Below are 20,042 nucleotides of genomic sequence, written 5' to 3'. Positions count from 1 at the left end.
GAGCCATTGTCACCCCAGGTCGGGAGGGGTTGACGACCCACGGGGCTGAAAATACCTTTCACGTGTGACCGATAAGGTGAAGGAAATTTTCAGCAACGGAGCCGTCGGCAGACCGAGCGGTAAGCCCGCCCCCACAGCCGCCGCACCCGCACACGGACCCGCAGCCGCCGCACCGGGACCCGCGCCCGCCCCCGCCGCCCTCGCAGCCAAGGTGCGCACCCTCGCGCCCTCCATGACCCGCTCCATGCAGCGCGTCGCCGAAGCCGTCGCCTCCGACCCCGCCGGCTGCGCCGCCCTCACGGTCACCGGCCTCGCCGAACTCACCGGCACCAGCGAGGCGACCGTCGTCCGCACCGCTCGCCTCCTCGGCTACCCCGGCTACCGCGACCTGCGCCTCGCCCTCGCCGGCCTCGCCGCCCAGCAGCAGTCCGGCCGGGCGCCCTCCGTCACCGCCGACATCGCCGTCGACGACCCGCTCGCGGACGTCGTCGCCAAGCTCGCGTACGACGAGCAGCAGACCCTCGCCGACACGGCCGCCGGCCTCGACACCATCCAGCTCGGCGCCGCCGTCACCGCGCTGGCCGCCGCCCGCCGCACCGACATCTACGGCGTCGGCGCCTCCGGCCTCGTCGCCCAGGACCTCGCCCAGAAGCTGCTGCGCATCGGGCTCGTCGCGCACGCCCACAGCGACCCGCACCTCGCCGTCACCAACGCCGTCCAGCTCCGCTCCGGCGACGTCGCCATCGCCATCACCCACTCGGGCTCCACCGGCGACGTCATAGAGCCGCTGCGCGTCGCGTTCGACCACGGCGCGACGACCGTCGCCATCACCGGCCGCCCCGACGGCCCCGTCTCGCAGTACGCCGACCACATACTCACCACCTCCACGGCCCGCGAGAGCGAGCTGCGCCCCGCCGCCATGTCGTCCCGCACCAGCCAACTCCTCGTCGTCGACTGCCTGTTCACCGGCGTCACGCAGCGTACGTACGACACGGCCGCCCCCGCCCTCTCCGCGTCGTACGAGGCCCTCGCGCACCGCCACTCCCCCCGCACCCGCACCCGCTGATCGCCCCACTCGGCCGAAAGAGCACGCCCGCATGAACCCCTCCGAACTGTCCTCCCTCACCACGGAAGCGTTCCGCCCCGAGCTCGCGGACATCGACCGCCTCCCCACCGCCGAGATCGCCCGCCTCATGAACGCCGAGGACCAGTCCGTCCCCGTGGCCGTCGCCGGCCAGCTGCCCCGCATCGCCGCCGCCATCGACGCCACCGCCGACCGCATGGCACGCGGCGGCCGCCTCATCTACGCGGGCGCCGGCACCGCCGGCCGGCTCGGCGTCCTGGACGCCAGCGAATGCCCGCCCACCTTCAACACCGCCCCCACCCAGGTCGTCGGCCTCATCGCGGGCGGCCCGACGGCCATGCTGGAGGCCGTCGAGGGCGCCGAGGACTCCAAGGACCTCGCGGCGGAGGACCTCACCGCCCTCTCCCTCACCCCCGACGACACGGTCGTCGGCATCTCCGCCTCCGGCCGCACCCCCTACGCCATCGGCGCGGTCGAACACGCCCGTACGCACGGGGCCCTGACGATCGGCCTCGCCTGCAACCCGGGCAGCGCCCTCGCGGCCGCCGCCGAGCACGGCATCGAGGTCGTCGTCGGCCCCGAGCTCCTCACCGGCTCCACCCGCCTGAAGGCCGGCACCGCCCAGAAGCTGGTCCTCAACATGATCTCGACGATCACGATGATCCGGCTCGGCAAGACGTACGGAAACCTCATGGTGGACGTCCGCGCCTCCAACGACAAGCTCCGCGCCCGCTCCCGCCGGATCGTCACCCTCGCCACCGGCGCGTCCGACGCCGCCGTCGAGGCCGCGCTCACGGCCACGGACGGCGAGGTCAAGCCCGCGATCCTCACGCTCCTCGCGGGCGTCGACGCGGAGACGGCGACCCAGCTCCTGACCAAGACGAACGGCCACCTCCGCGCGGCACTCGACCAATAGAAGGGGCCCCACGCACCCACCGGCGCGCGCCCGCCGTACACCGCCCGCCCCCTGGCACCATCCGCGCCATGACCGCACCCGCATCCGACCCCCGGACCACGGCGACCGCCCTCCTCCCCCTCGTCGGCGGCGCCGCGAACGTCACCTCCGTCGCCCACTGCATGACCCGCCTCCGCCTCGGCCTCCGCGACCGGAGCCTGGTCCAGGACGCGGACATCCGCGCCCACCCGGCCGTCCTGGGCGTCGTCGAGGACGACACGGCGTACCAGATCGTCCTCGGCCCCGGCACCGTCGCCCGGGTCACGCCCGCCTTCGAGGCCCTCCTCATCAACAGCCGGGGCGAGGCCCTCAAGGCCGCCCGGAAGACCAGGAACGCCACCCCCGGCAAGCTGCTCCTCCGCCGCATCGCCAACATCTTCGTCCCCCTCATCCCCGCCCTCATCGGCTGCGGCATCATCGCCGGGCTGGGCGGCCTCCTCGTCAACCTCCACTGGCTCCCCGCCCTCACCCCCGCCCTCGCCGCCATCGCCTCCGGCTTCATGGCGCTGATCGCCGTGTTCGTCGGCCTCAACACGGCGAAGGAGTTCGGCGGTACGCCGATCCTCGGCGGCGCCGTCGCCGCGATCATCGTGTACGCGGGCGTCGCCAAGGTCGAGGCCTTCGGCCACCAACTGGCCCCCGGCCAGGGCGGCGTCCTCGGCGCCCTGGCCGCCGCCGTGCTCGCCGTCCACATCGAGAAGTGGTGCCGCCGCCACGTACCCGAGGCCCTCGACGTCCTCGTCACACCCACCCTCACCGTGCTCGTCGCCGGCCTGGTCACCGTCTACGGCCTGATGTACGTCGCCGGTGAGGTGTCCTCCGCCATCGGCACGGCCGCGAACTGGCTCCTCGCGCACGCCGGCGCGGTCGCCGGCTTCGTCCTGGGCGGGCTGTTTCTCCCCCTCGTCATGCTCGGCCTGCACCAGGCCCTGATCCCGATCCACACCACCCTGATCGAGCAGCAGGGCCACACCGTCCTCCTGCCCATCCTCGCGATGGCGGGCGCCGGGCAGGTCGGCGCGGCCGCCGCCGTGTACGTACGCCTCCGCCACCACACCGACCTCCGCCGCACCATCAAGTCCGCGCTGCCCGCCGGGCTGCTCGGCGTGGGCGAACCGCTCATCTACGGCGTGTCGCTGCCGCTCGGCCGGCCGTTCATCACCGCGTGCGTCGGCGGGGCGTTCGGCGGCGGGTTCGTCGGGCTGTTCAACATGCTCGGCGACACGGTCGGCTCGACGGCGATCGGCCCGTCCGGCTGGGCACTGTTCCCGCTGCTCCACGGCGGCGGCGACGGCGGCCCGGCCCTCACCACCGTCGCCGTCTACGCGGGCGGCCTGCTGACCGGGTACGTCGCCGGGTTCGCCGCCACGTACCTCTTCGGCCTCAGCCGCACCACCCTCACCTCACCGCCTGCTCCTTGATCGTGACCCGCCCCTTCCTGATCGTGGCGAGCCGGGGCGCGCGCCGCGCCAGGGCCGTGTCATGGGTGACCATCACGAACGTCAGCCCGTTCTCCTCCCACAGCCCCTCCAGCAACTCCATGATCTCGTCACGCATCGACTCGTCGAGGTTGCCGGTCGGCTCGTCCGCCAGCAGCACCGCCGGCCGCTTGACCAGCGCCCGCGCGATCGCGACACGCTGCTGCTGCCCGCCCGACAGCTCGCCCGGCAGGTGCCCGCGCCGCTCGCCGAGCCCCACCGACACCAGCGCCTCCGCCGCCCGTTCACGCCGCTCGGCCGCCTTCAGCCCCAGCGGTACGAGGGCGGTCTCGACGTTCTCCTGGGCGGTGAGCGTCGGCACCAGGTTGAACCCCTGGAACACGAACCCGATCTTCTCCGCCCGTACCCGCGTCAGCCGCGCCTCCGGCAGCGTCGCGAGATCCGTCCCGTCCAGGACGACGCTGCCCTCCGTCGGCCGGTCCAGGCCGCCGAGCATCTGCAGCAGCGTGGACTTGCCGCCGCCCGTCGGGCCCTGGATGACCAGCCGCCCACCGTCCTCGATGATCAGGTCCACCCCGTCCAGGGCCTGGACGGTGTCCTTGCCGCGCCGGTAGCGCTTGGTGACGCCACTGAGCTCGTACATGTGCTGTCAACTCCAGTCGTACAAGAAGGATTTACTCGACGCGGCGCAGCGCGTCCGCCGGACGCAGCCGCGAGGCGCGCCAGCCGCCGAACCCGCCCGCGACGAGACCGCCCGCGACGGCGAGCGCCACGGCGAGCGCGATGGTGGTGAGCGAGACGGGTGCGGTGAGCGCGATGTCCAGGACGCGTGACGCGGCATCCCGCACCGGCCCGCCGCCACCACCCGGTCCGACGACCCGCCCGCCCCCGCCGCCCAGTTCCGCCGTCAGCGTCGGGCTGAACGCCGTGATGGCCCACGCCCCGGCCAGCCCGACGCCGATCCCGAGCGCCCCGCCGATCAGCCCGTGCACCAGCGCCTCGCCGGCCACCTGCCGGGTGACGCGCCCGCTCTTCCACCCGAGCGCCTTGAGCGTGCCGAACTCCCGCACCCGCCTGCTCACCGCCGACGACGTCAGCAGCCCCGCCACGACGAACGCCGCGCCGAGCACCACGATCGACAGCCACTTGCCGACGCCCGACGCCAGGTCGGACGCGGTGGACAGGGACCCGGACACGGTGTCGGCGAGGTCGGCGGACGTGGTGACGGTCGTCCCTGGAACGTTCTTCTGCACGGCGCCCTTGACGTCCTCGATCCGCTGCGACTCCGTCGCCCGGACGTACACCGTCGTCACCTTGCCCTTGGCGTCGGCGAGGTTCTGCGCCTCGGCGAGCGGCAGGTAGACGTTGGCGGCGGCGTCCCCGCTGTCGGCGGTCGCGATGCCGATGACGCGGTACGCCGTGCCGGAGATGGTGAGGCTCTCCCCGACGGCCAGCCCCTGCTCCTTGGCGTACGCGCTGTCGACGACAGCCACCTTGGCGGACGTCTCGGCCGCCGTGAACGTACGCCCGGAGGTGATCTCCGACGACGTCAGCGGCCCCAGCCCCTGGTGGGCGACGTCGGTCCCGTACACGGTGTACGAATCGACCCCGAAGTCCGCGCCCCCGCCGCGCACTTGGCCGCCGCCGCCCTCGCCCTGACCGGGCTGGGCGGGCTGGGCGGGCTGCACCTCACCGCGCTTGAACTGCCCGTCGACCTTCATCACCCGGGCGTTCAGCCCGCCGACGGCCTCGGCGACACCGTCCTGCTCGCCGACCTTCGCGACGGTCGAGGCGGCGAGCGTCTCGAACCCCTGCACCATCACGACGTCCTGGCTCTGCTCGCCGCCCCCGCCCTCCTCGGCGTCGAACCGGAACCGGGGCCGCCGCACCGTCTCCCCCTCCCCGGGCGGCGACGCGGCCTTGGTGACCGTCATGTCGGTCCCCAGCCCGTACAGCGACTCCAGGACCTTGCCCTGGGCCTGACTCATCCCGGCCGTGACCGAGTTGACCACGATGACCAGCGCGATTCCGAGGCCCAGCCCCGAGGCGACGACGAACGCCGCCTTCCGCCGACGGCGCAGCTCGCGCCGGAGATAGGTGAAGAACATGCCGCGAAAGCTATGGAGGCGGCGTGATGGGGGGTTGAGGACCCGGTGAGAGTCGCATGAGAAGCACTGTCACTGCGCGAGCGACGTCAGAACGGCCCCGCGTGCACATTCCGCTGTTGGAGGTCGACGGCGAAGCGAGACGCGGTCACGAAGTCGTTGTCGTCATGCAGGACGACAAGGCCATGGTGGGCGGCAGTCGCACACACCTGGAGGTCGACAGCCGAAAGCGCTCGGTGGGCACCGCTCTCGGCGGCACGATGCTGAAGCCCGCCGATCCATTGGGCCGCCCCCTTGGGAACGCCGATGTCTTCGTACAGCTCGGAGAACATGGCGCTGTACGCCTCGTACTCCTTGGGGTCTCGCGCGGACCGGAGGAACTCCGCTCGCTGCGGATAGCAGGAGCGGACGTCCCCGTCCGCAACCGTGGACCGCCATGCCATGTGGACATCCTTGTCACGCATCATGCGCCGGAGCGCAGACGAGTCCACCAGGTACCGGCTCAATGGCGGAAGGCCTCCTTGTCCGCGCGATGTGCCTCCTCGGCCCCCTCGATGTCCCACCCCTGAGCGATGTCGAAGTACTTCTCGTACGCGGCAGCGCGCAGCAGCCGCTTGTTGTACTCCTCCAGCGCCGTCGCGACAGCGGCGGCTTTCGTCCGGTGCCCGCCCAGTCGCTTGGCGGTCTCCAGGGCTTCGTCGTCGATGTCGATGTGCGTCAGGGACATGCCGGCCTCCCGATCTGTACATCCTCGGCCCGGATGATGCACTCCGAGTGTGCATACCACGCCCGCCGCGCAGCGAGGGGACCGCTTCACGGCAGCCGCCTGCCCCTGTTCAACTCTCGAACGCGTGCGCGCAGCACCTCGCCCGGCGGGGCGGGGCTCAGCGCCTCGGCCGGGCAGTCCCACTCCCGCCCGCCGCCCGGCGGACGCAGCTGTACGTAGCCCCCGACGTGGCCCATGACCTCGCCGACCCGCCCGTCCCGGGAGTCGATCATGTACTGCGGCGCGCTCACCGGCGGGCCTCGTGCAGGACGGCGACCAGCCGCATGGCCGTGTCGATGTTGCAGCGCCCCAGCTCCACCAGCGGAAACGGCGACGCGTCGCTCGCCGCCGACACCGGGTCCACCCGCAGGGACGGCAGAGTCACGCCCACCCTGCCCAGCTCGTCCCGCAACTGGGCCACCACGTTCTCGGCCGCCCGCAGCCGCTCCGCCGCTCGCATCCCCATGACCAGGCACCTCCACGCTGAGTGTTCGGGTTCTGTACACAGAGTGGTCGATTGGCGGCTAGTCTGAACACAACGGCGGCCCAACAACCCCATCTGTGCTAACGGGAGTTGACACATGCCCGGTCCAAAGGATCTAGATCCGTCATCCTCGCCCAGGGCACTGCTCGGCGCCGAGCTGCGCCATGCCCGCGAAAAGGCCAACTACAGCCAGGACGGCCTGGGCGAGAAGCTCTTCGTGAGCGGCTCGTTCATCGGCCAGCTGGAGGCGGGTACGCGCCGGATGCAGCGGGAGTTCGCGATCAAGATCGACGCGATACTGGGCACGGACGGCTTCTTCGAGCGCAACTGCGAGGCCGCCAACAAGTCGCGCTACCCGGACCACTTCGCGGAGGCGGCGGAGGCGGAAGCGGTCGCGACCTCGATCCGGGAGTACGCGCCGCTGCTGATCCCGGGGGTGCTGCAGACGGAGCGGTACGCGCGGGCGGTGTTCCGTGCGTACCAGCCGACCGCGACGGAAGACGTCATCGACGCCCTGGTGGAGGCCAGGCTCGACCGGGCTCACATCCTGGACGATCCAACTACGCCCCTGTTTTGGGCAGTTTTGGACGAGGCTGTACTGCGGCGCAAGGTCGGCGGCCCGGCAGTAATGGCGGAGGCGCTCCAGCACATCGCGGAGTTGGATCGCTGCCACCGAGTGATTGTGCAGGTACTGCCGTTCGAGGCGGGCGCGCACGCGTCCCTGGACGGCGGGATCAAGCTGATGGCCTTCGATGACGCACCGCCACTCGCCTACCTCGAAGGTCACGGCACCGGTCAGTTGCAGGACGACCCGGCCGGCGTTAGGCGGCACGAACTGGCCTACGATTTGCTGCGGGCCAGCGCACTGTCACCGAAAGAATCCCTGGCCCTGATCGAATCAGTGGCGGAGGATTACGCCCATGAAGATCGACACCCTTGATTGGCGCAAGTCCACGTACAGCGGCGGGGACGGCGGCAACTGCCTCGAAGTTGCCGACGGCTACCCAAACGCCATCCCCGTCCGTGACTCCAAGAACCCCACCGGCCCAAAGCTCGTGTTCCGGGCCGCCGCATGGTCCGCGTTCGTAGCGGGCCTCAAGCGATAAGAGCGACAAGCGCGCCGAGAGCGAGCCGCGCGGCCCCGGAGCTCAAGCCTCACGCTCCGGGGCCGTAGCGCAGCTCCAGCAGGTGCCGCAGCATGGCGAGGTCCTTGCGGTTGGCGCGGCGTACAGCGGCAGCGATGAGGCGGCTGCCGCCACTGCTCCGGTTCCGGAGGGTCATGCGGGTGCGGTCGCCCTCGACCCCGTACGGCTCCCAGGTGTACGTGGTCTCCATGGGCAGCGACCCCTCGGTCGTGCGCATCACGAGCCGCCGGCCGGGCTCGTACTCGACGATCTCGTACGTGTAGACGAGCCGCCGCCCCAGGAAACGGGCGACGAACGCCACCCGGGCGCCGACGCGCACCTCCGACTCGGTCTCCCACTCCACCGACACGATGTTGACGTACCACTCGGGCGCGGTGGAGGGATCGGCGGCGTACGCGGCGACGAGGTCGCAGGGGGCGTCGATCACGGTCTCGGTCAGGACGTCGACGGCCATATCCCCAGCGTAGGCCCGAGGCTTAAGTACCGATCGCCGAGCGCTTTTAACAGTGATTGGTACTTAGGGTCTGGTGAATAACCCGCCCACCCACCCGGCGAGTTGTCGCCATGCTGACTGTGCGCAGTGAATTTGCCACGTACGGTGATCAGGCCCTAGCGTGCCCGATTAACGAACAGCCCCCGCTCGGTGCAGCAACACCGGCGGGGGCCTGACCAACTAGATCGACAGGACCTCGATCCATGGCTGACAGCCAGCTTAGTGCTGCCGAGCACCCCCTCGCCAAGCCCGGTTACGGCAAGCGTTCCGCCCCGAGCCAGAAGCCGCCCACTGCCAGGGACTTCGACCATCTGCCGCCGCGCGAGCGGAGTATCGCGGGGTACATCGACAGGTTGACGGACGGCGCGGACATCTCCTACAAGACGCTCGCCAAGATCCTGCCGCTCTACGGCCAGCGTGCCGTCAGCACCGCCCTGAACAACCTCGTCGCCGCCGGCCACCTGCGCCGGGGTCAGGAGCAGATCGTCTCGGCGGCCGGAAACGAGATCTGGGTGACCCGCACCTGGTGGTCCCGTACCGCGCGGGACGACGGCTGGTGGGCGGCGTTCCAGCGGGGTGACGTGCCCGAGGACAAGCCGCCGCGCCGGACCCGCTCCCGGGCCTTCATCCTGCTCGCCGCGCTGGGGCGCGAGGCGCCGACGATGTCCCTGTCCGCCGCCGACTGCGCCGCGCTGGAGCCGCTGGTCAGCGAGTGGTTCGCACGCGGCGCCGACGAGCGGCACGTCATGCACGCCCTGACGGCCGGCCTGCCGTCGCAGGTCCACCGCCCCTTCGCCCTGGCCCGCACCCGCCTCACCACCAAGATCCCACCCGAGCCCACCGTGCCGGTCCGGCCACCGCGCCGCGTCCTGGAATGCGCCAAGTGCGGCAACCCCGCCCGCCCAGAAGCCCTCCTCGGCGGCGAATGCGCCCCCTGCCGAGGCGAGCCCGTCCCCGTACCCCGCTCCCCCCTCGCCCCCGACCAAGTCCGCGCCCACGCCGCCCAGGCCAGAGCCGCAGCCACCCGCCCACCCGAATGGGCCGGGCACGCTTCACGGGAGAAGGCAACACCATGACCTCTCGCCCCACAGAGCGCCCGCAGATGCCCGTGGAGGATTTCGAGGAGCTCGCCCGCAGCGCCCCTGAGACCGTCACGCTCGAATTCATCAACGGAAGACTGAAGGTCAAACCAGGGCGGGACGGCGACCACGGAACAATCCTCATGTGGCTGCTCCGGCAGTGCATGCAGCAACGCCCCGAGCTCGCGCTCTACCCCGGGCAGGGCCTGCTGGTCGAGAGCTACCGGCAAGGGCGGGCCAAACCCGACGGCGCGCTCGCCCCGGTGGGGTACTTCGCCGGTCACGGCGACTGGGCGGACCCGGCGGGCGTCCTCATGACGGTGGAGGTCACGTCCTTCGACTCCAACTCCGACACCGACACCGACCGCCGGGACCGCAAGGAGAAGGGCGTCGGATACGCCCAGGCGGGCATCCCCGTGTTCCTCCTCGTCGACCGCAGCTGCGACACCCTCACCGTCCACACCGAGCCGGAGCACGGGACGTACCAGAAGAATGTCTCCTACAAGTACGGCGACACCGTCCTCCTCCCTGCCCCCGTCAACATCACCCTCGACACGGAGAAGCTCAAGGACTTCGCCCACTGAGGCCCTCGGGGTGGGCCGTCCGGTATCGGGCACCGTTCCGGGCCGCCCTCCCTTCCGAGAGTCGCGGGCTCCGGCACCCCCAACCCACGCCCCAGAGGCCAGCCCTCCGGTCACAGTTACCGTTCCGGGCCGCCCTCCCTCCCGAGAGTCGCGGGCTCCGGCACCCTGTCAAGGGCGCTTCGCGTCGGCTTCGCCGATGGCCTACGGCCACCCTTGACAGGCCACCTCCGCCCGCGCGTTTTCTCTCGGAGGGCGGCCCCGGGGAGCAGGCATCCCGGGGGGCCAGCCCCATTCCGGGCGCTCGTGGCCGAGGCGGCCCGGCCGGGGCAAGCGCGGCAGAGGAATGGGGCGGCGGCGCTTGGCTAAGCGGCTGCGGCCCGTCTCCCGGTCGCGGCACAAGACCTCGCTCCTGCCGGTGGTGGGTGCGCCCCAGTGCAATGGGGCATCCGGGCCCGGCCCGGCGACTGCGGCCGGGTGAGGGCCGGGGCTCAGGCAGGTGGCTGGGGTGGGTGCGGGGCTGGGCCCGGGTGTTGCCCTGTCTGGCCGGGAGCCGGGGGGATCGTCGCTCCAGTCACACCCGTATCGGCTCACCGGAGTTGTGGGCGGGATGGGACACCTCCCTGCCGTGGGCGACGGGCCCCTGGGTGTCCCGTACCGCACACAACTCGCCTGCCCAGGTGCCGGTGTGGCGAAGGGGGCAGGAGGGGCAGCCCCGTGAGGCGGGCGGTGCGGGTAAGGACAGTCGGGGGCAGCGGCGCAGCTCTCCGGGCCGGCGCGACGCCCGACCGCATGCCCGGCCCAGGCCCGGCCCCGGCCCGGATCAGTGCGCGGCCCCGGGCGCGAGGGCCGGGCGGCGCAGTCAGCCCCCGCCCGCAGCAGCCACCCCGACGCCCCACCCTTCCCAGCCCGGCCCCCGCTCAGTGGCCCCACACGCCCCACCGGCCAGCCTCTTCGCCCCCTCCAGTCACACCCGTCTCACCTCGCCGGAGTTGTGGGCGGCATGGGACACCCGCAGCCTCCGATATCACGGCGGGAAGGTGTCCCACACCGCACACAACTCCCCGATCCCGGTGCTGGTGTGACCAAGGAGACGGGTGGGGCTTCCCTGTGGGGCAGGCGGGGCCGGTGAGGTGCACGGGAGCAGCCACGGGCGGCAGGGCCCGACCGGGCCCGCGAGCCGACAGGCCGACCGGCCGGGCAGCCAGCCGCCCACCCACACGCACGCCTCCACCCCGGCCGCCGGGCGGGTCAACACCCGGGCCCAGCCCCAGACCACCCCAGCCACCTGCCTGAACCCCAACCCCTCACCCACCCGCAGCCGCCGGGCCGACCCCGGATGCCCCATGCCACTGGGGCGCACCCCCCACCCACCGGAGCGAGGTCCTGTACCGCAACCCACAGACGGCCGCCCGCCGCCGAGCCGACAGTGAGCACCCCATTCCACTGCCGCGCCCCCTGCGGCACCCGCCTCCCGGCCACGAACGGCACGGGGAAAGGCGGGCCCCTCCCGGGCCCGTTCCCCCGGGCCGCCCTCCGAGTGGGAAAAGGCGGGCGGAGGCGGCCGGTCAAGGGTGGGCGAAGCCCATCGGCGAAGCCGACGCGAAGCGCCCTTGACGGGCCGCCGGAGCCCGCCACACTCGGAGAGAGGGCGGCCCACACGCCCACCAACACCCGAAACGCTCCGCCCTGCGCGCTCACGCCTCCGCGCACTGAACGCCGCGCCCTCGTTGTGCGTCTCAGCGAGTGGCCGAAAATCCCCCATCGCCGCACGGCCGCCGATGAACGCGTTCAGGAGTCGATCACCGTGTCCACGACCGGAGCCGCCGCACCAACGGCCTCCCCCACGGCCTCCCCTACGGCCCCCGGCACCCCCACCCGCACCCCCACCAGTACGCCCACCCCCACCCCCACCCGGACCCATATGGCACTCGCCGTCGGGGCGGGCCTTGCCGGAGGGGCCGTGACGTCCTTTGGGCAGACGTACCTCACCGGTGGCTGGCACGCGCTCGTCAACTCGGCCTCCACCTGGGTCACGGTCGCCTTCCTGATCGGCCTCCGGGCCCCCGGGCGCTGGCGGCCGGCGGCCCTGGCCGGACTCCTCTCGCAGGCCGGGCTGGTCGTCGGCTACTACGCGACCTCCGAAATGCGCGGGTACGCGGCCGGGCTGTCCGCCGTGGTGATCTGGATCGCCGCCGGGCTGGTCGCGGGGCCCGGCTACGGCGCGGCCGGCGCCCTGCTGCGCCACCACCGCCCCGTGGTCCGATCGGCGGCCGCCGGGGTGGTGGGGTCGGTCTGGGTCATGGAGGGCCTGCACTTCTTCCGGCTCGCGACGGACGCGAACTCCAACAGCGGGCCCGGCACCACGGCGGCCTGGTGCTACACCGCTGTCGGCGTCCTGCTCCCGCTCGTTCTGGCCCGCTCGCTGCGGGACCGGTGCTACGCCCTGCTGGCGCTGGCCGCCGGCGCGGCGCTCGCCACGGGCGCGGGGCTGGTCATCGACGCGGCGTTCACCCTCTGAGCGGGAGCGGGAGCGGGAACGCCCGAGGGCGGCACCCCCTGGGAGTAGGGGTGCCGCCCTCGGTTCCGTACGCGTACGTATGACTCCGTACGAATGACTCCGTACGTAGGACGTCCGATCCGTGAGGATCAGAAGTCCATGTCACCGCCCGGCATGCCGCCCGGAGCACCGGCCGCAGCCTTCTCCGGCTTGTCGGCGATGACGGCCTCGGTGGTGAGGAACAGCGCCGCGATGGAGGACGCGTTCTGCAGGGCGGAACGGGTCACCTTGGCGGGGTCGATGATGCCCTCGGCGATCATGTCGACGTACTCGCCGGTCGCGGCGTTCAGGCCGTGGCCGACGGGCAGGTTGCGCACCTTCTCGACGATGACGCCGCCCTCGAGACCACCGTTGACGGCGATCTGCTTCAGCGGGGCCTCGAGGGCCAGGCGCACGATGTTGGCGCCGGTCGCCTCGTCGCCCTCGAGCTCGAGCTTCTCGAAGACCGAGGAGGCCTGGAGCAGGGCCACGCCACCACCGGCGACGATGCCCTCCTCGACGGCGGCCTTGGCGTTGCGCACCGCGTCCTCGATGCGGTGCTTGCGCTCCTTGAGCTCGACCTCGGTGGCGGCGCCGGCCTTGATGACGGCCACGCCGCCGGCCAGCTTCGCCAGGCGCTCCTGGAGCTTCTCGCGGTCGTAGTCCGAGTCGGAGTTCTCGATCTCGGCGCGGATCTGGTTGACGCGGCCCTGGACCTGCTCGCTGTCACCGGCACCGTCGACGATGGTGGTCTCGTCCTTGGTGATGACGACCTTGCGGGCGCGGCCCAGGAGGTCCAGGCCGGCGTTCTCGAGCTTGAGGCCGACCTCCTCGGAGATGACCTGGCCACCGGTGAGGATGGCGATGTCGTTCAGCATGGCCTTGCGGCGGTCGCCGAAGCCCGGGGCCTTGACGGCGACGGACTTGAAGGTGCCGCGGATCTTGTTGACGACCAGGGTCGACAGGGCCTCGCCCTCGACGTCCTCGGCGATGATCAGCAGCGGCTTGCCGGACTGCATGACCTTCTCCAGCAGCGGGAGCAGGTCCTTCACCGCGGAGATCTTGGAGTTGACGATCAGGATGTACGGGTCGTCGAGCGACGCCTCCATACGCTCCATGTCGGTGGCGAAGTACGCCGAGATGTAGCCCTTGTCGAAGCGCATACCCTCGGTGAGCTCCAGCTCCAGACCGAAGGTCTGGGACTCCTCGACGGTGATGACGCCTTCCTTGCCGACCTTGTCCATGGCCTCGGCGATGAGCTCGCCGATCTGGGTGTCGGCGGCGGAGATGGAGGCCGTGGAGGCGATCTGCTCCTTGGTCTCGACGTCCTTCGCCTGCTCCAGGAGCGCGCCGGAGACGGCCTCGACGGCGGTCTCGATGCCGCGCTTCAGGGCCATCGGGTTGGCGCCGGCGGCGACGTTGCGCAGACCCTCGCGGACGAGCGCCTGGGCGAGGACGGTCGCGGTGGTCGTACCGTCACCGGCGACGTCGTCCGTCTTCTTGGCGACTTCCTTGACCAGCTCGGCGCCGATCTTCTCGTACGGGTCCTCGAGCTCGATCTCCTTGGCGATGGATACACCATCGTTGGTGATCGTGGGGGCGCCCCACTTCTTCTCGAGGACGACGTTGCGACCCTTGGGGCCCAGGGTCACCTTGACGGCGTCGGCGAGCTGGTTCATGCCGCGCTCGAGGCCGCGCCGTGCCTCCTCGTCGAACGCGATGATCTTGGCCATGTGAAGTGGTCCTCCCGGACTGGGGTGGATGCTCCGGACCGCGCTGGCGCCCGCGACGGACGGCCTGCCTGCCTGAAGTGGTTCCTTGCCCCACCGGCCTGCGGACCTCACCGACTCGGTCCTTCGTTGTCACTCTCACCTTCAGAGTGCTAACGCCAATGATTAGCACTCGACCCCTGCGAGTGCAAGCGCCTCTCGCATACAAGACAGGGGTCCGGACACGCGCGAGGGGCCCGCGTCCCCTGGAACGCGAGCCCCTCGGCACTAGCGATGTCGACAGTCGATGGTCGGTCGATCGCGACGCGGCTCTCAGCCGGCGGCGAGCTTGACCATGTCCGCCTGCGGACCCTTCTGGCCCTGCGAGATCTCGAACTCGACTCGCTGACCTTCTTCAAGGGTGCGGTAGCCGTCCATCTGGATCGCGCTGTAGTGGACGAAAACATCCGCACCACCGTCGACCGCGATGAAGCCGTACCCCTTCTCCGCGTTGAACCACTTGACGGTGCCCTGAGCCATGCCTAACTCCCCTATTACTGGCCCTTGCGCAGGACCGCACTTCGCGGACCCGGGTCAGACCTCGCCCCCTGACAGTTCCCCTATGCCTGGTGGCATGGGGAGACCCCAGGAGCGTGCGCCGGAACGCGTCGACCGCCGCTGAATGTATCTGCCCAACTGCCGTCTGCAACAGGTCAATCGGACGAGAATTCCGAGCACGCGTGAACGGAAAATGCGGCTGAATGCGCCAGAATCCCGGGCAAGTCGGGCCCGGCAAAGCGCACAAATGGCGCAATAAGCAGGGCTACTTTGACTTCATCTTGTCGTGACCGGCCGCGTTCTCATATGCGAGTGGCACAGGCAAGGGCGGGGACTTCCCCAACTCTACCGCGCTCAACCATGCAGAATTGCCCCCTCCGCTTGTGAAGCGGAGGGGGCAATTGACTCCGGAAATCGGAGGCGATCAGCCGCCGGCGACGGCCGGGATGATCGATACGCCGGCACCGTCCGGCGTGGCGGTCCCCAGGCCCTGCTCGAAGCGCACGTCGTCGTCGTTGACGTACACGTTCACGAACCGGCGCAGCTTGCCCTGGTCGTCGAGGACGCGGGCCGCGATGCCCGGGTGGTTCTTCTCCAGCGACTCGATGACCTCGGAGAGGGTCGCGCCCTCCGCCGTGACCTCGGCCTGGCCGCCCGTGTACGTGCGGAGGATGGTGGGGATGCGCACGTTGACGCTCATGGTTCGTAATGCCTTTCGATGCGGGTCGGTCAGGCCAGGCCGGCGTCGCGGAACGCGTCCAGGCTCGGGCGGATCGTCGCGGTCGGGCCGGTGGTCGGCGCGACGGCGTCGAGGGTCTTCAGGCCGTCGCCCGTGTTGAGCACGACCGTCGTCAGGGACGGGTCCAGGGCGCCGGCCTCGATCAGCTTCTTCGTCACGCCCACGGTCACCCCGCCCGCCGTCTCGGCGAAGATGCCCTCCGTACGCGCCAGCAGCTTGATCGCGTCGACGACCTGCTCGTCGTTGACGTCCTCCACCGCGCCGCCCGTGCGGCGGGCGATGTCCAGGACGTACGGGCCGTCGGCCGGGTTGCCGATGGCGAGCGACTTGGCGATGGTGTTCGGCTTCTGGGGCCGTACGACGTCGTGGCCGCCCTTGAAGGCCGTCGACACCGGGGAGCAGCCCTCCGCCTGGGCGCCGAAGATCTTGTACGGCTTGTCCTCGACCAGGCCCAGCTTGATGAGCTCCTGCAGGCCCTTGTCGATCTTGGTCAGCTGCGAGCCGGACGCGATCGGGATGACCAGCTGGTCGGGCAGGCGCCAGCCGAGCTGCTCGCAGATCTCGTACGCGAGGGTCTTGGAGCCCTCCGCGTAGTACGGGCGCAGGTTGACGTTGGTGAAGCCCCAGCCCTCGCCCAGCGGGTCGCCGATGAGCTCGGAGCAGAAGCGGTTGACGTCGTCGTAGTTGCCCTCGATGCCGACGAGGTCACCGCCGTAGATCGCGGCCATGACGACCTTGCCCTGCTCCAGGTCGTGCGGGATGAACACGCAGGAGCGGAAGCCGGCGCGGGCGGCGGCGGCGGCGACGGCACCCGCCAGGTTGCCCGTGGAGGAGCAGGACAGGGTGGTGAAGCCGAAGGCGCGGGCGGCCTCGATGGCCTGGGCGACGACGCGGTCCTTGAAGGAGTGCGTCGGGTTGCCCGAGTCGTCCTTGACGAACAGCTTGCCGGGCTCGACGCCCAGCTCACGTGCCAGGTTGTCGGCCTGGACGAGCTTGGTCCAGCCGGGGTTCAGGTTCGGCTTGTCGGCCACGTCCGCCGGGACGGGAAGCAGCGGCGCGTACCGCCAGATGTTGGTGGGCCCGGCTTCGATCTGCTTGCGCAGGGCCTCGGGGTCGCCGCTCGGCAGGTCGTAGGCGATCTCGAGCGGCCCGAAACACAGCTCACAGGCGAAAATGGGACCGAGCTCGAAACGCTCGCCGCATTCACGACAGGAGAGGGCGGAAGCAGGCCCGAGGTCGACGTTCTTGGCGGTGGCGACAGTCTGTACAGCCATGGAGGCGAGGCCCTTTCTCCTCATCTTCCTCATGGCGCGCTTCGCCATGAGACGGATTTGGCACCTTCCCTAGCCGGGGCCTCGCGCACGATCTGCGAGTGCCGGCTGGAGGGTTGCCGGGGCTTCAACGGGCCGTATCCCTCTGCCCCTCTGGATGAGCTGTATTCGATTGTTCGACTCGTGGACGTGGACCCCCGACATGCATCGGACATCCGCGTTGCTCAAGACTGTAACCGAACCCCCGGGCGCTTGAGATGGTCGTCCGATACGCGAGATGGAGATCACGTGCTGGAAGAGGTGGAGCGCTGGCTGGACCGGCGGTCCTGGTCCGTGACGGAGCGACCGCTCGACCAGTTGCTCCCGGCCAAGCGCGGTACGACCGTCAGTGTCGTCCTGCCGGCGCTGAACGAGGAGGCGACGGTCGGCGAGATCGTCACCGTGATCCGCCGCGAGCTGATGTCGGACGCCACCGCGCTGGTCGACGAGCTGGTCGTGGTGGACTCCGGCTCCACGGACCGTACGGCCGAGGTCGCGGCGGCGGCCGGGGCGCGCGTGGTGCACCGGGACGCGATCCTGCCCCGGATACCCGCCCTGCCGGGCAAGGGCGAGGTGCTGTGGCGCTCGCTGCTGGTGACGAGCGGCGACATCATCTGCTTCGTCGACGCCGACCTGCGTGACTTCTCGGCCGATTTCGTGACCGGAATCGTCGGCCCCCTCCTCACCGACCCGTCCGTCCATCTCGTCAAGGCCATGTACGACCGGCCCCTGGCCGGCTCCCCCGGCCAGGGCGGGCGGGTGACCGAGCTGGTGGCACGGCCGCTGCTGAACCTGCACTGGCCGCAGCTGGCCGGGTTCGTCCAGCCCCTGGGCGGCGAGTACGCGGCGCGCCGCTCGCTGCTGGAGCGGCTGCCCTTCCCCGTCGGGTACGGGGTCGAGCTGGGCCTGCTCGTCGACGCCCTGCACACCGTGGGCCTGGACGCCCTGGCGCAGGTGGACGTGGGCGTGCGCAAGCACCGGCACCAGGACGAGCGGGCGCTGGGCCGGATGGCGGCGGCGATCTACCGGACGGCGCAGCTGCGGCTGTCGCGGGGGCACCTGGTGCGGCCACGGCTGACCCAGTTCGACCGGGCGGAGGAGGGGTTCGTCCCGCGTACCCACCCGGTCGACACCGAGGAGCGGCCGCCGATGGTGGAGGTGGCCGAGTACGCACGACGCCGCCGGGTGGCGTGAGCGCCGTACGTTTGAGCGTTTCCGCAACGGGCTAGGTTCGTCTCCATGGCAGCCCAGATTCTCGTCGCCTCGAACCGCGGTCCGGTCAGCTACGTGCCACGTGAGGACGGCACGCTCGACGCCCGGCGCGGCGGGGGCGGGCTGGTGTCCGGGCTCTCCGCGATCGGACCGGACGCGGGCGCGCTGTGGGTGTGCGCCGCCCTGAGCGACGGCGACCGGCAGGCCGTGCGGCAGGGCGTGGCGGACGAGCCGGGCGTACTGATGCTCGACATCGACGCGCGGGTGCACGCCGAGGCGTACAACGGCATCGCGAACTCGGTGCTGTGGTTCGTGCACCACATGCTGTACCAGACGCCGCTGGAGCCGGTCTTCGACGCGGAGTTCCGGCAGCAGTGGGTGGCCTACCGCCTCTACAACCGGGCGTTCGCCGAGGCCCTGGCCGAGCAGGCCGGCGACGGCGCCGTGGTGATCGTCCAGGACTACCACCTGGCCCTGGTCCCCGGAATGCTCCGCGAGCTGCGCCCCGACCTGCGGATCGGGCACTTCTCGCACACGCCGTGGGCGCCGCCGGAGTACTTCGCGATGCTCCCGGACGACGTCGCCGAGGAGCTGCTGCTGGGCATGCTCGGCGCGGACCGGCTGGGGTTCCTGACGTGGCGGTGGCTGAAGGCCTTCCAGGCGTGCTGCGCGTCCTCCCTCCGGGACATGGACGTGACGACGCACTGGCCGAAGGACCAGCCCCCGAGCGTCCAGCACTGGACGCACGGCCGGCCCCGCCACACCTACCTGGGCGTGCACGGGCTGGGTGCGGACGCGGACTTCCTGCGGGAGCGCTCGCGCCGCGCGGACGTGGACGACCGTATGGCGCTGCTGCGGGAGCAGATCGGTCCCGACCGCAAGACGATCGTCCGTGTCGACCGCACCGAGCTGTCGAAGAACATCGTCCGCGGCCTGCTGGCCTACCGGACGCTGCTGGCCGACCGCCCCGAGTGGCGTGAACGTGTCGTCCACCTCGCCTTCGCGTACCCCTCCCGCCAGGACCTGCCGGTGTACCGGGAGTACACGGCGCAGGTCTCCGAGCTGGCGGACGAGATCAACGCGGAGTACGGGCGGGACGGCTGGACGCCGGTCATCCTCCACGTGGAGGACGACTTCGCCCGCTCGCTCGCCGCGTACCGCCTGGCGGACGTGGCGCTGGTCAACCCGATCCGGGACGGCATGAACCTCGTGGCCAAGGAGGTCCCGGTCGTCTCCGACGCGGGCTGCGCGCTGGTGCTGTCGCGGGAGGCGGGCGCGTACGAGGAGCTGCGCGAGGACGCGATCACGGTGAACCCGTACGACGTGGTGGGCACGGCGGAGGCGCTGCACGGGGCGCTGTCGATGCCGCCGGCCGAGCGCGCGGACCGTACCAAGCGCCTCGCCGCGGCGTCGACGTCGCTGCCTCCGTCCCGGTGGTTCCTGGACCAGCTGAACGCCCTGCGCGAAACCTGAGGTCCTCCTTCCCGCGAGGGCCACGCACCGGCCAGGCCGTACCGGCCGTTCGCCGGACGACGGCCGGGGTGGGGCCGTGCAGGGTCGCCCCCGCAGAGGCTGGCGGCGCTGGAACGGCTCCCGTCCCCCGTACCCAAGGCCGCCGGCCTCGAGGAGGCGAGCCCGGAGGGGCCACGCCCCCCACCCCCCGGCAGGCGCCGACCCGCACCGGAACGAGCACCGCCCCGGGAGGAGCCGCCGCAAAGGCACCGCCCCGTCCCGTTGTGCCCACCCGTCCCGCCCCAGCGGGACGACTGCCCACAACGGGGGCGGGGGGAGGGAGGCACCGCCCCAGCGGGACGACAGCCCAACGGGGGTGGGGGGAGGAAGGC

21 protein-coding genes and 1 riboswitch are annotated in these 20,042 nt (G+C 71.3%); of the genes, 10 read left to right on the top strand and 11 right to left on the bottom strand.

What is annotated here, in order from left to right:
• Positions 1-64: 64 nt before the first annotated feature.
• The 3 genes from AMK26_RS26325 to AMK26_RS26315 all read left to right on the top strand — a co-directional run bounded on the left by AMK26_RS26325 (position 65) and on the right by AMK26_RS26315 (position 3,460).
• Complete coding sequence (locus AMK26_RS26325) at positions 65-1,066, top strand: MurR/RpiR family transcriptional regulator (protein WP_073757250.1); 1,002 nt, start codon at positions 65-67, stop codon at positions 1,064-1,066.
• 31 nt (positions 1,067-1,097) lie between these two features.
• A complete protein-coding gene (gene murQ, locus AMK26_RS26320; RefSeq protein ID WP_073757249.1) occupies positions 1,098-2,000 on the top strand; it encodes an N-acetylmuramic acid 6-phosphate etherase in 903 nt (300 codons plus the stop codon).
• 68 nt (positions 2,001-2,068) lie between these two features.
• A complete protein-coding gene (locus AMK26_RS26315; protein ID WP_079277829.1) occupies positions 2,069-3,460 on the top strand; it encodes a PTS transporter subunit EIIC in 1,392 nt (463 codons plus the stop codon).
• Here AMK26_RS26315 and AMK26_RS26310 read toward each other — a convergent pair.
• From AMK26_RS26310 to AMK26_RS26285, 6 genes are all read right to left on the bottom strand, one after another.
• Positions 3,438-4,121, bottom strand: coding sequence for an ABC transporter ATP-binding protein (locus AMK26_RS26310; protein ID WP_073757248.1), 684 nt, complete (start codon positions 4,119-4,121; stop codon positions 3,438-3,440). The two genes, AMK26_RS26315 and AMK26_RS26310, sit on opposite strands and share 23 nt — an antisense overlap.
• Positions 4,122-4,152: 31 nt before the next feature.
• The gene (locus AMK26_RS26305) at positions 4,153-5,586 is read right to left on the bottom strand and encodes an ABC transporter permease (protein WP_073757247.1); all 1,434 of its coding nucleotides are present in this window, start codon (positions 5,584-5,586) and stop codon (positions 4,153-4,155) included.
• Between the two features lie 86 nt (positions 5,587-5,672).
• Positions 5,673-6,089, bottom strand: a complete 417-nt coding sequence (locus AMK26_RS26300) for a PIN domain-containing protein (protein WP_073757246.1) — start codon at positions 6,087-6,089, stop codon at positions 5,673-5,675.
• Positions 6,086-6,310 carry a type II toxin-antitoxin system VapB family antitoxin gene (locus AMK26_RS26295; protein ID WP_079277828.1) on the bottom strand — a complete coding sequence of 75 codons (225 nt, stop codon included), beginning with the start codon at positions 6,308-6,310 and terminating at the stop codon, positions 6,086-6,088. The genes AMK26_RS26300 and AMK26_RS26295 overlap by 4 nt, the downstream gene beginning before the upstream one ends.
• 86 nt (positions 6,311-6,396) lie before the next feature.
• Complete coding sequence (locus AMK26_RS26290; RefSeq protein WP_073757802.1) at positions 6,397-6,582, bottom strand: hypothetical protein; 186 nt, start codon at positions 6,580-6,582, stop codon at positions 6,397-6,399.
• Between the two features lie 14 nt (positions 6,583-6,596).
• Positions 6,597-6,815: a hypothetical protein gene (locus tag AMK26_RS26285; RefSeq protein ID WP_073757245.1), complete on the bottom strand. Its 219-nt coding sequence runs from the start codon at positions 6,813-6,815 to the stop codon at positions 6,597-6,599.
• A gap of 115 nt (positions 6,816-6,930) precedes the next feature.
• On the opposite strand from AMK26_RS26285, the gene AMK26_RS26280 reads away from it, so the two are divergent.
• Complete coding sequence (locus AMK26_RS26280; protein ID WP_073757244.1) at positions 6,931-7,773, top strand: helix-turn-helix domain-containing protein; 843 nt, start codon at positions 6,931-6,933, stop codon at positions 7,771-7,773.
• Entirely contained in the window at positions 7,754-7,939 is a 186-nt protein-coding gene (locus AMK26_RS26275) for a DUF397 domain-containing protein (RefSeq protein WP_073757243.1), read from the top strand. Before AMK26_RS26280 ends, AMK26_RS26275 begins: the two co-directional genes overlap by 20 nt.
• A 49-nt stretch (positions 7,940-7,988) precedes the next feature.
• Here the strand turns inward: AMK26_RS26275 and AMK26_RS26270 are convergent, their stop codons facing one another.
• Positions 7,989-8,432 (bottom strand): SRPBCC family protein, encoded by a 444-nt coding sequence (locus tag AMK26_RS26270; RefSeq protein ID WP_073757242.1) that lies wholly within the window; start codon positions 8,430-8,432, stop codon positions 7,989-7,991.
• Positions 8,433-8,674: 242 nt separating this feature from the next.
• Between AMK26_RS26270 and AMK26_RS26265 the strand changes: the two genes are divergently transcribed.
• The 3 genes from AMK26_RS26265 (at position 8,675) to AMK26_RS38755 (ending at position 12,652) form a co-directional block, all read left to right on the top strand.
• Positions 8,675-9,547: a hypothetical protein gene (locus tag AMK26_RS26265; RefSeq protein WP_073757241.1), complete on the top strand. Its 873-nt coding sequence runs from the start codon at positions 8,675-8,677 to the stop codon at positions 9,545-9,547.
• Positions 9,544-10,134, top strand: coding sequence for a Uma2 family endonuclease (locus AMK26_RS26260; RefSeq protein ID WP_073757240.1), 591 nt, complete (start codon positions 9,544-9,546; stop codon positions 10,132-10,134). The genes AMK26_RS26265 and AMK26_RS26260 overlap by 4 nt, the downstream gene beginning before the upstream one ends.
• Before the next feature lie 1,804 nt (positions 10,135-11,938).
• Positions 11,939-12,652 (top strand): DUF6518 family protein, encoded by a 714-nt coding sequence (locus tag AMK26_RS38755; RefSeq protein WP_073757239.1) that lies wholly within the window; start codon positions 11,939-11,941, stop codon positions 12,650-12,652.
• 128 nt (positions 12,653-12,780) lie between these two features.
• Here AMK26_RS38755 and groL read toward each other — a convergent pair whose 3' ends face one another.
• The 4 genes from groL to thrC form a co-directional block, all read right to left on the bottom strand.
• Positions 12,781-14,403 carry a chaperonin GroEL gene (gene groL, locus AMK26_RS26250; protein ID WP_073757238.1) on the bottom strand — a complete coding sequence of 541 codons (1,623 nt, stop codon included), beginning with the start codon at positions 14,401-14,403 and terminating at the stop codon, positions 12,781-12,783.
• A gap of 309 nt (positions 14,404-14,712) precedes the next feature.
• On the bottom strand, positions 14,713-14,919 hold the full coding sequence (locus tag AMK26_RS26245) for a cold-shock protein (RefSeq protein ID WP_008743607.1): 207 nt from the start codon (positions 14,917-14,919) through the stop codon (positions 14,713-14,715).
• Positions 14,920-15,361: 442 nt separating this feature from the next.
• Complete coding sequence (locus tag AMK26_RS26240) at positions 15,362-15,637, bottom strand: ubiquitin-like small modifier protein 1 (protein WP_073757237.1); 276 nt, start codon at positions 15,635-15,637, stop codon at positions 15,362-15,364.
• A 29-nt stretch (positions 15,638-15,666) separates the two neighbouring features.
• A complete protein-coding gene (gene thrC, locus AMK26_RS26235) occupies positions 15,667-16,950 on the bottom strand; it encodes a threonine synthase (RefSeq protein WP_073757236.1) in 1,284 nt (427 codons plus the stop codon).
• 17 nt (positions 16,951-16,967) lie between these two features.
• Positions 16,968-17,111, bottom strand: a riboswitch (SAM riboswitch).
• Between the two features lie 124 nt (positions 17,112-17,235).
• On the opposite strand from thrC, the gene AMK26_RS26230 reads away from it, so the two are divergent.
• On the top strand, positions 17,236-18,180 hold the full coding sequence (locus AMK26_RS26230) for a glucosyl-3-phosphoglycerate synthase (RefSeq protein ID WP_073757235.1): 945 nt from the start codon (positions 17,236-17,238) through the stop codon (positions 18,178-18,180).
• Between the two features lie 45 nt (positions 18,181-18,225).
• Complete coding sequence (locus AMK26_RS26225) at positions 18,226-19,671, top strand: alpha,alpha-trehalose-phosphate synthase (UDP-forming) (protein WP_073757234.1); 1,446 nt, start codon at positions 18,226-18,228, stop codon at positions 19,669-19,671.
• The last annotated feature ends 371 nt before the right edge of the window (positions 19,672-20,042 follow it).

This window comes from Streptomyces sp. CB03234 (assembly GCF_001905885.1).
Classification (GTDB): Bacteria; Actinomycetota; Actinomycetes; order Streptomycetales; family Streptomycetaceae; genus Streptomyces.
The sequence above is the reverse complement of the archived record's forward strand: the minus strand, read 5'-3'. Positions and strand labels throughout refer to the sequence as shown.

Coding starts and splice junctions, on each gene's coding strand:
- murQ (WP_073757249.1), top strand. CDS start 1,098: ATGAACCCCTCCGAACTGTCCTCCCTCACCACGGAAGCGTTCCGCCCC.
- AMK26_RS26315 (WP_079277829.1), top strand. CDS start 2,069: ATGACCGCACCCGCATCCGACCCCCGGACCACGGCGACCGCCCTCCTC.
- AMK26_RS26310 (WP_073757248.1), bottom strand. CDS start 4,121: ATGTACGAGCTCAGTGGCGTCACCAAGCGCTACCGGCGCGGCAAGGAC.
- AMK26_RS26305 (WP_073757247.1), bottom strand. CDS start 5,586: ATGTTCTTCACCTATCTCCGGCGCGAGCTGCGCCGTCGGCGGAAGGCG.
- AMK26_RS26295 (WP_079277828.1), bottom strand. CDS start 6,310: ATGTCCCTGACGCACATCGACATCGACGACGAAGCCCTGGAGACCGCC.
- AMK26_RS26290 (WP_073757802.1), bottom strand. CDS start 6,582: ATGATCGACTCCCGGGACGGGCGGGTCGGCGAGGTCATGGGCCACGTC.
- AMK26_RS26285 (WP_073757245.1), bottom strand. CDS start 6,815: ATGGGGATGCGAGCGGCGGAGCGGCTGCGGGCGGCCGAGAACGTGGTG.
- AMK26_RS26280 (WP_073757244.1), top strand. CDS start 6,931: ATGCCCGGTCCAAAGGATCTAGATCCGTCATCCTCGCCCAGGGCACTG.
- AMK26_RS26275 (WP_073757243.1), top strand. CDS start 7,754: ATGAAGATCGACACCCTTGATTGGCGCAAGTCCACGTACAGCGGCGGG.
- AMK26_RS26270 (WP_073757242.1), bottom strand. CDS start 8,432: ATGGCCGTCGACGTCCTGACCGAGACCGTGATCGACGCCCCCTGCGAC.
- AMK26_RS26265 (WP_073757241.1), top strand. CDS start 8,675: ATGGCTGACAGCCAGCTTAGTGCTGCCGAGCACCCCCTCGCCAAGCCC.
- AMK26_RS26260 (WP_073757240.1), top strand. CDS start 9,544: ATGACCTCTCGCCCCACAGAGCGCCCGCAGATGCCCGTGGAGGATTTC.
- groL (WP_073757238.1), bottom strand. CDS start 14,403: ATGGCCAAGATCATCGCGTTCGACGAGGAGGCACGGCGCGGCCTCGAG.
- AMK26_RS26245 (WP_008743607.1), bottom strand. CDS start 14,919: ATGGCTCAGGGCACCGTCAAGTGGTTCAACGCGGAGAAGGGGTACGGC.
- AMK26_RS26240 (WP_073757237.1), bottom strand. CDS start 15,637: ATGAGCGTCAACGTGCGCATCCCCACCATCCTCCGCACGTACACGGGC.
- thrC (WP_073757236.1), bottom strand. CDS start 16,950: ATGGCTGTACAGACTGTCGCCACCGCCAAGAACGTCGACCTCGGGCCT.
- AMK26_RS26225 (WP_073757234.1), top strand. CDS start 18,226: ATGGCAGCCCAGATTCTCGTCGCCTCGAACCGCGGTCCGGTCAGCTAC.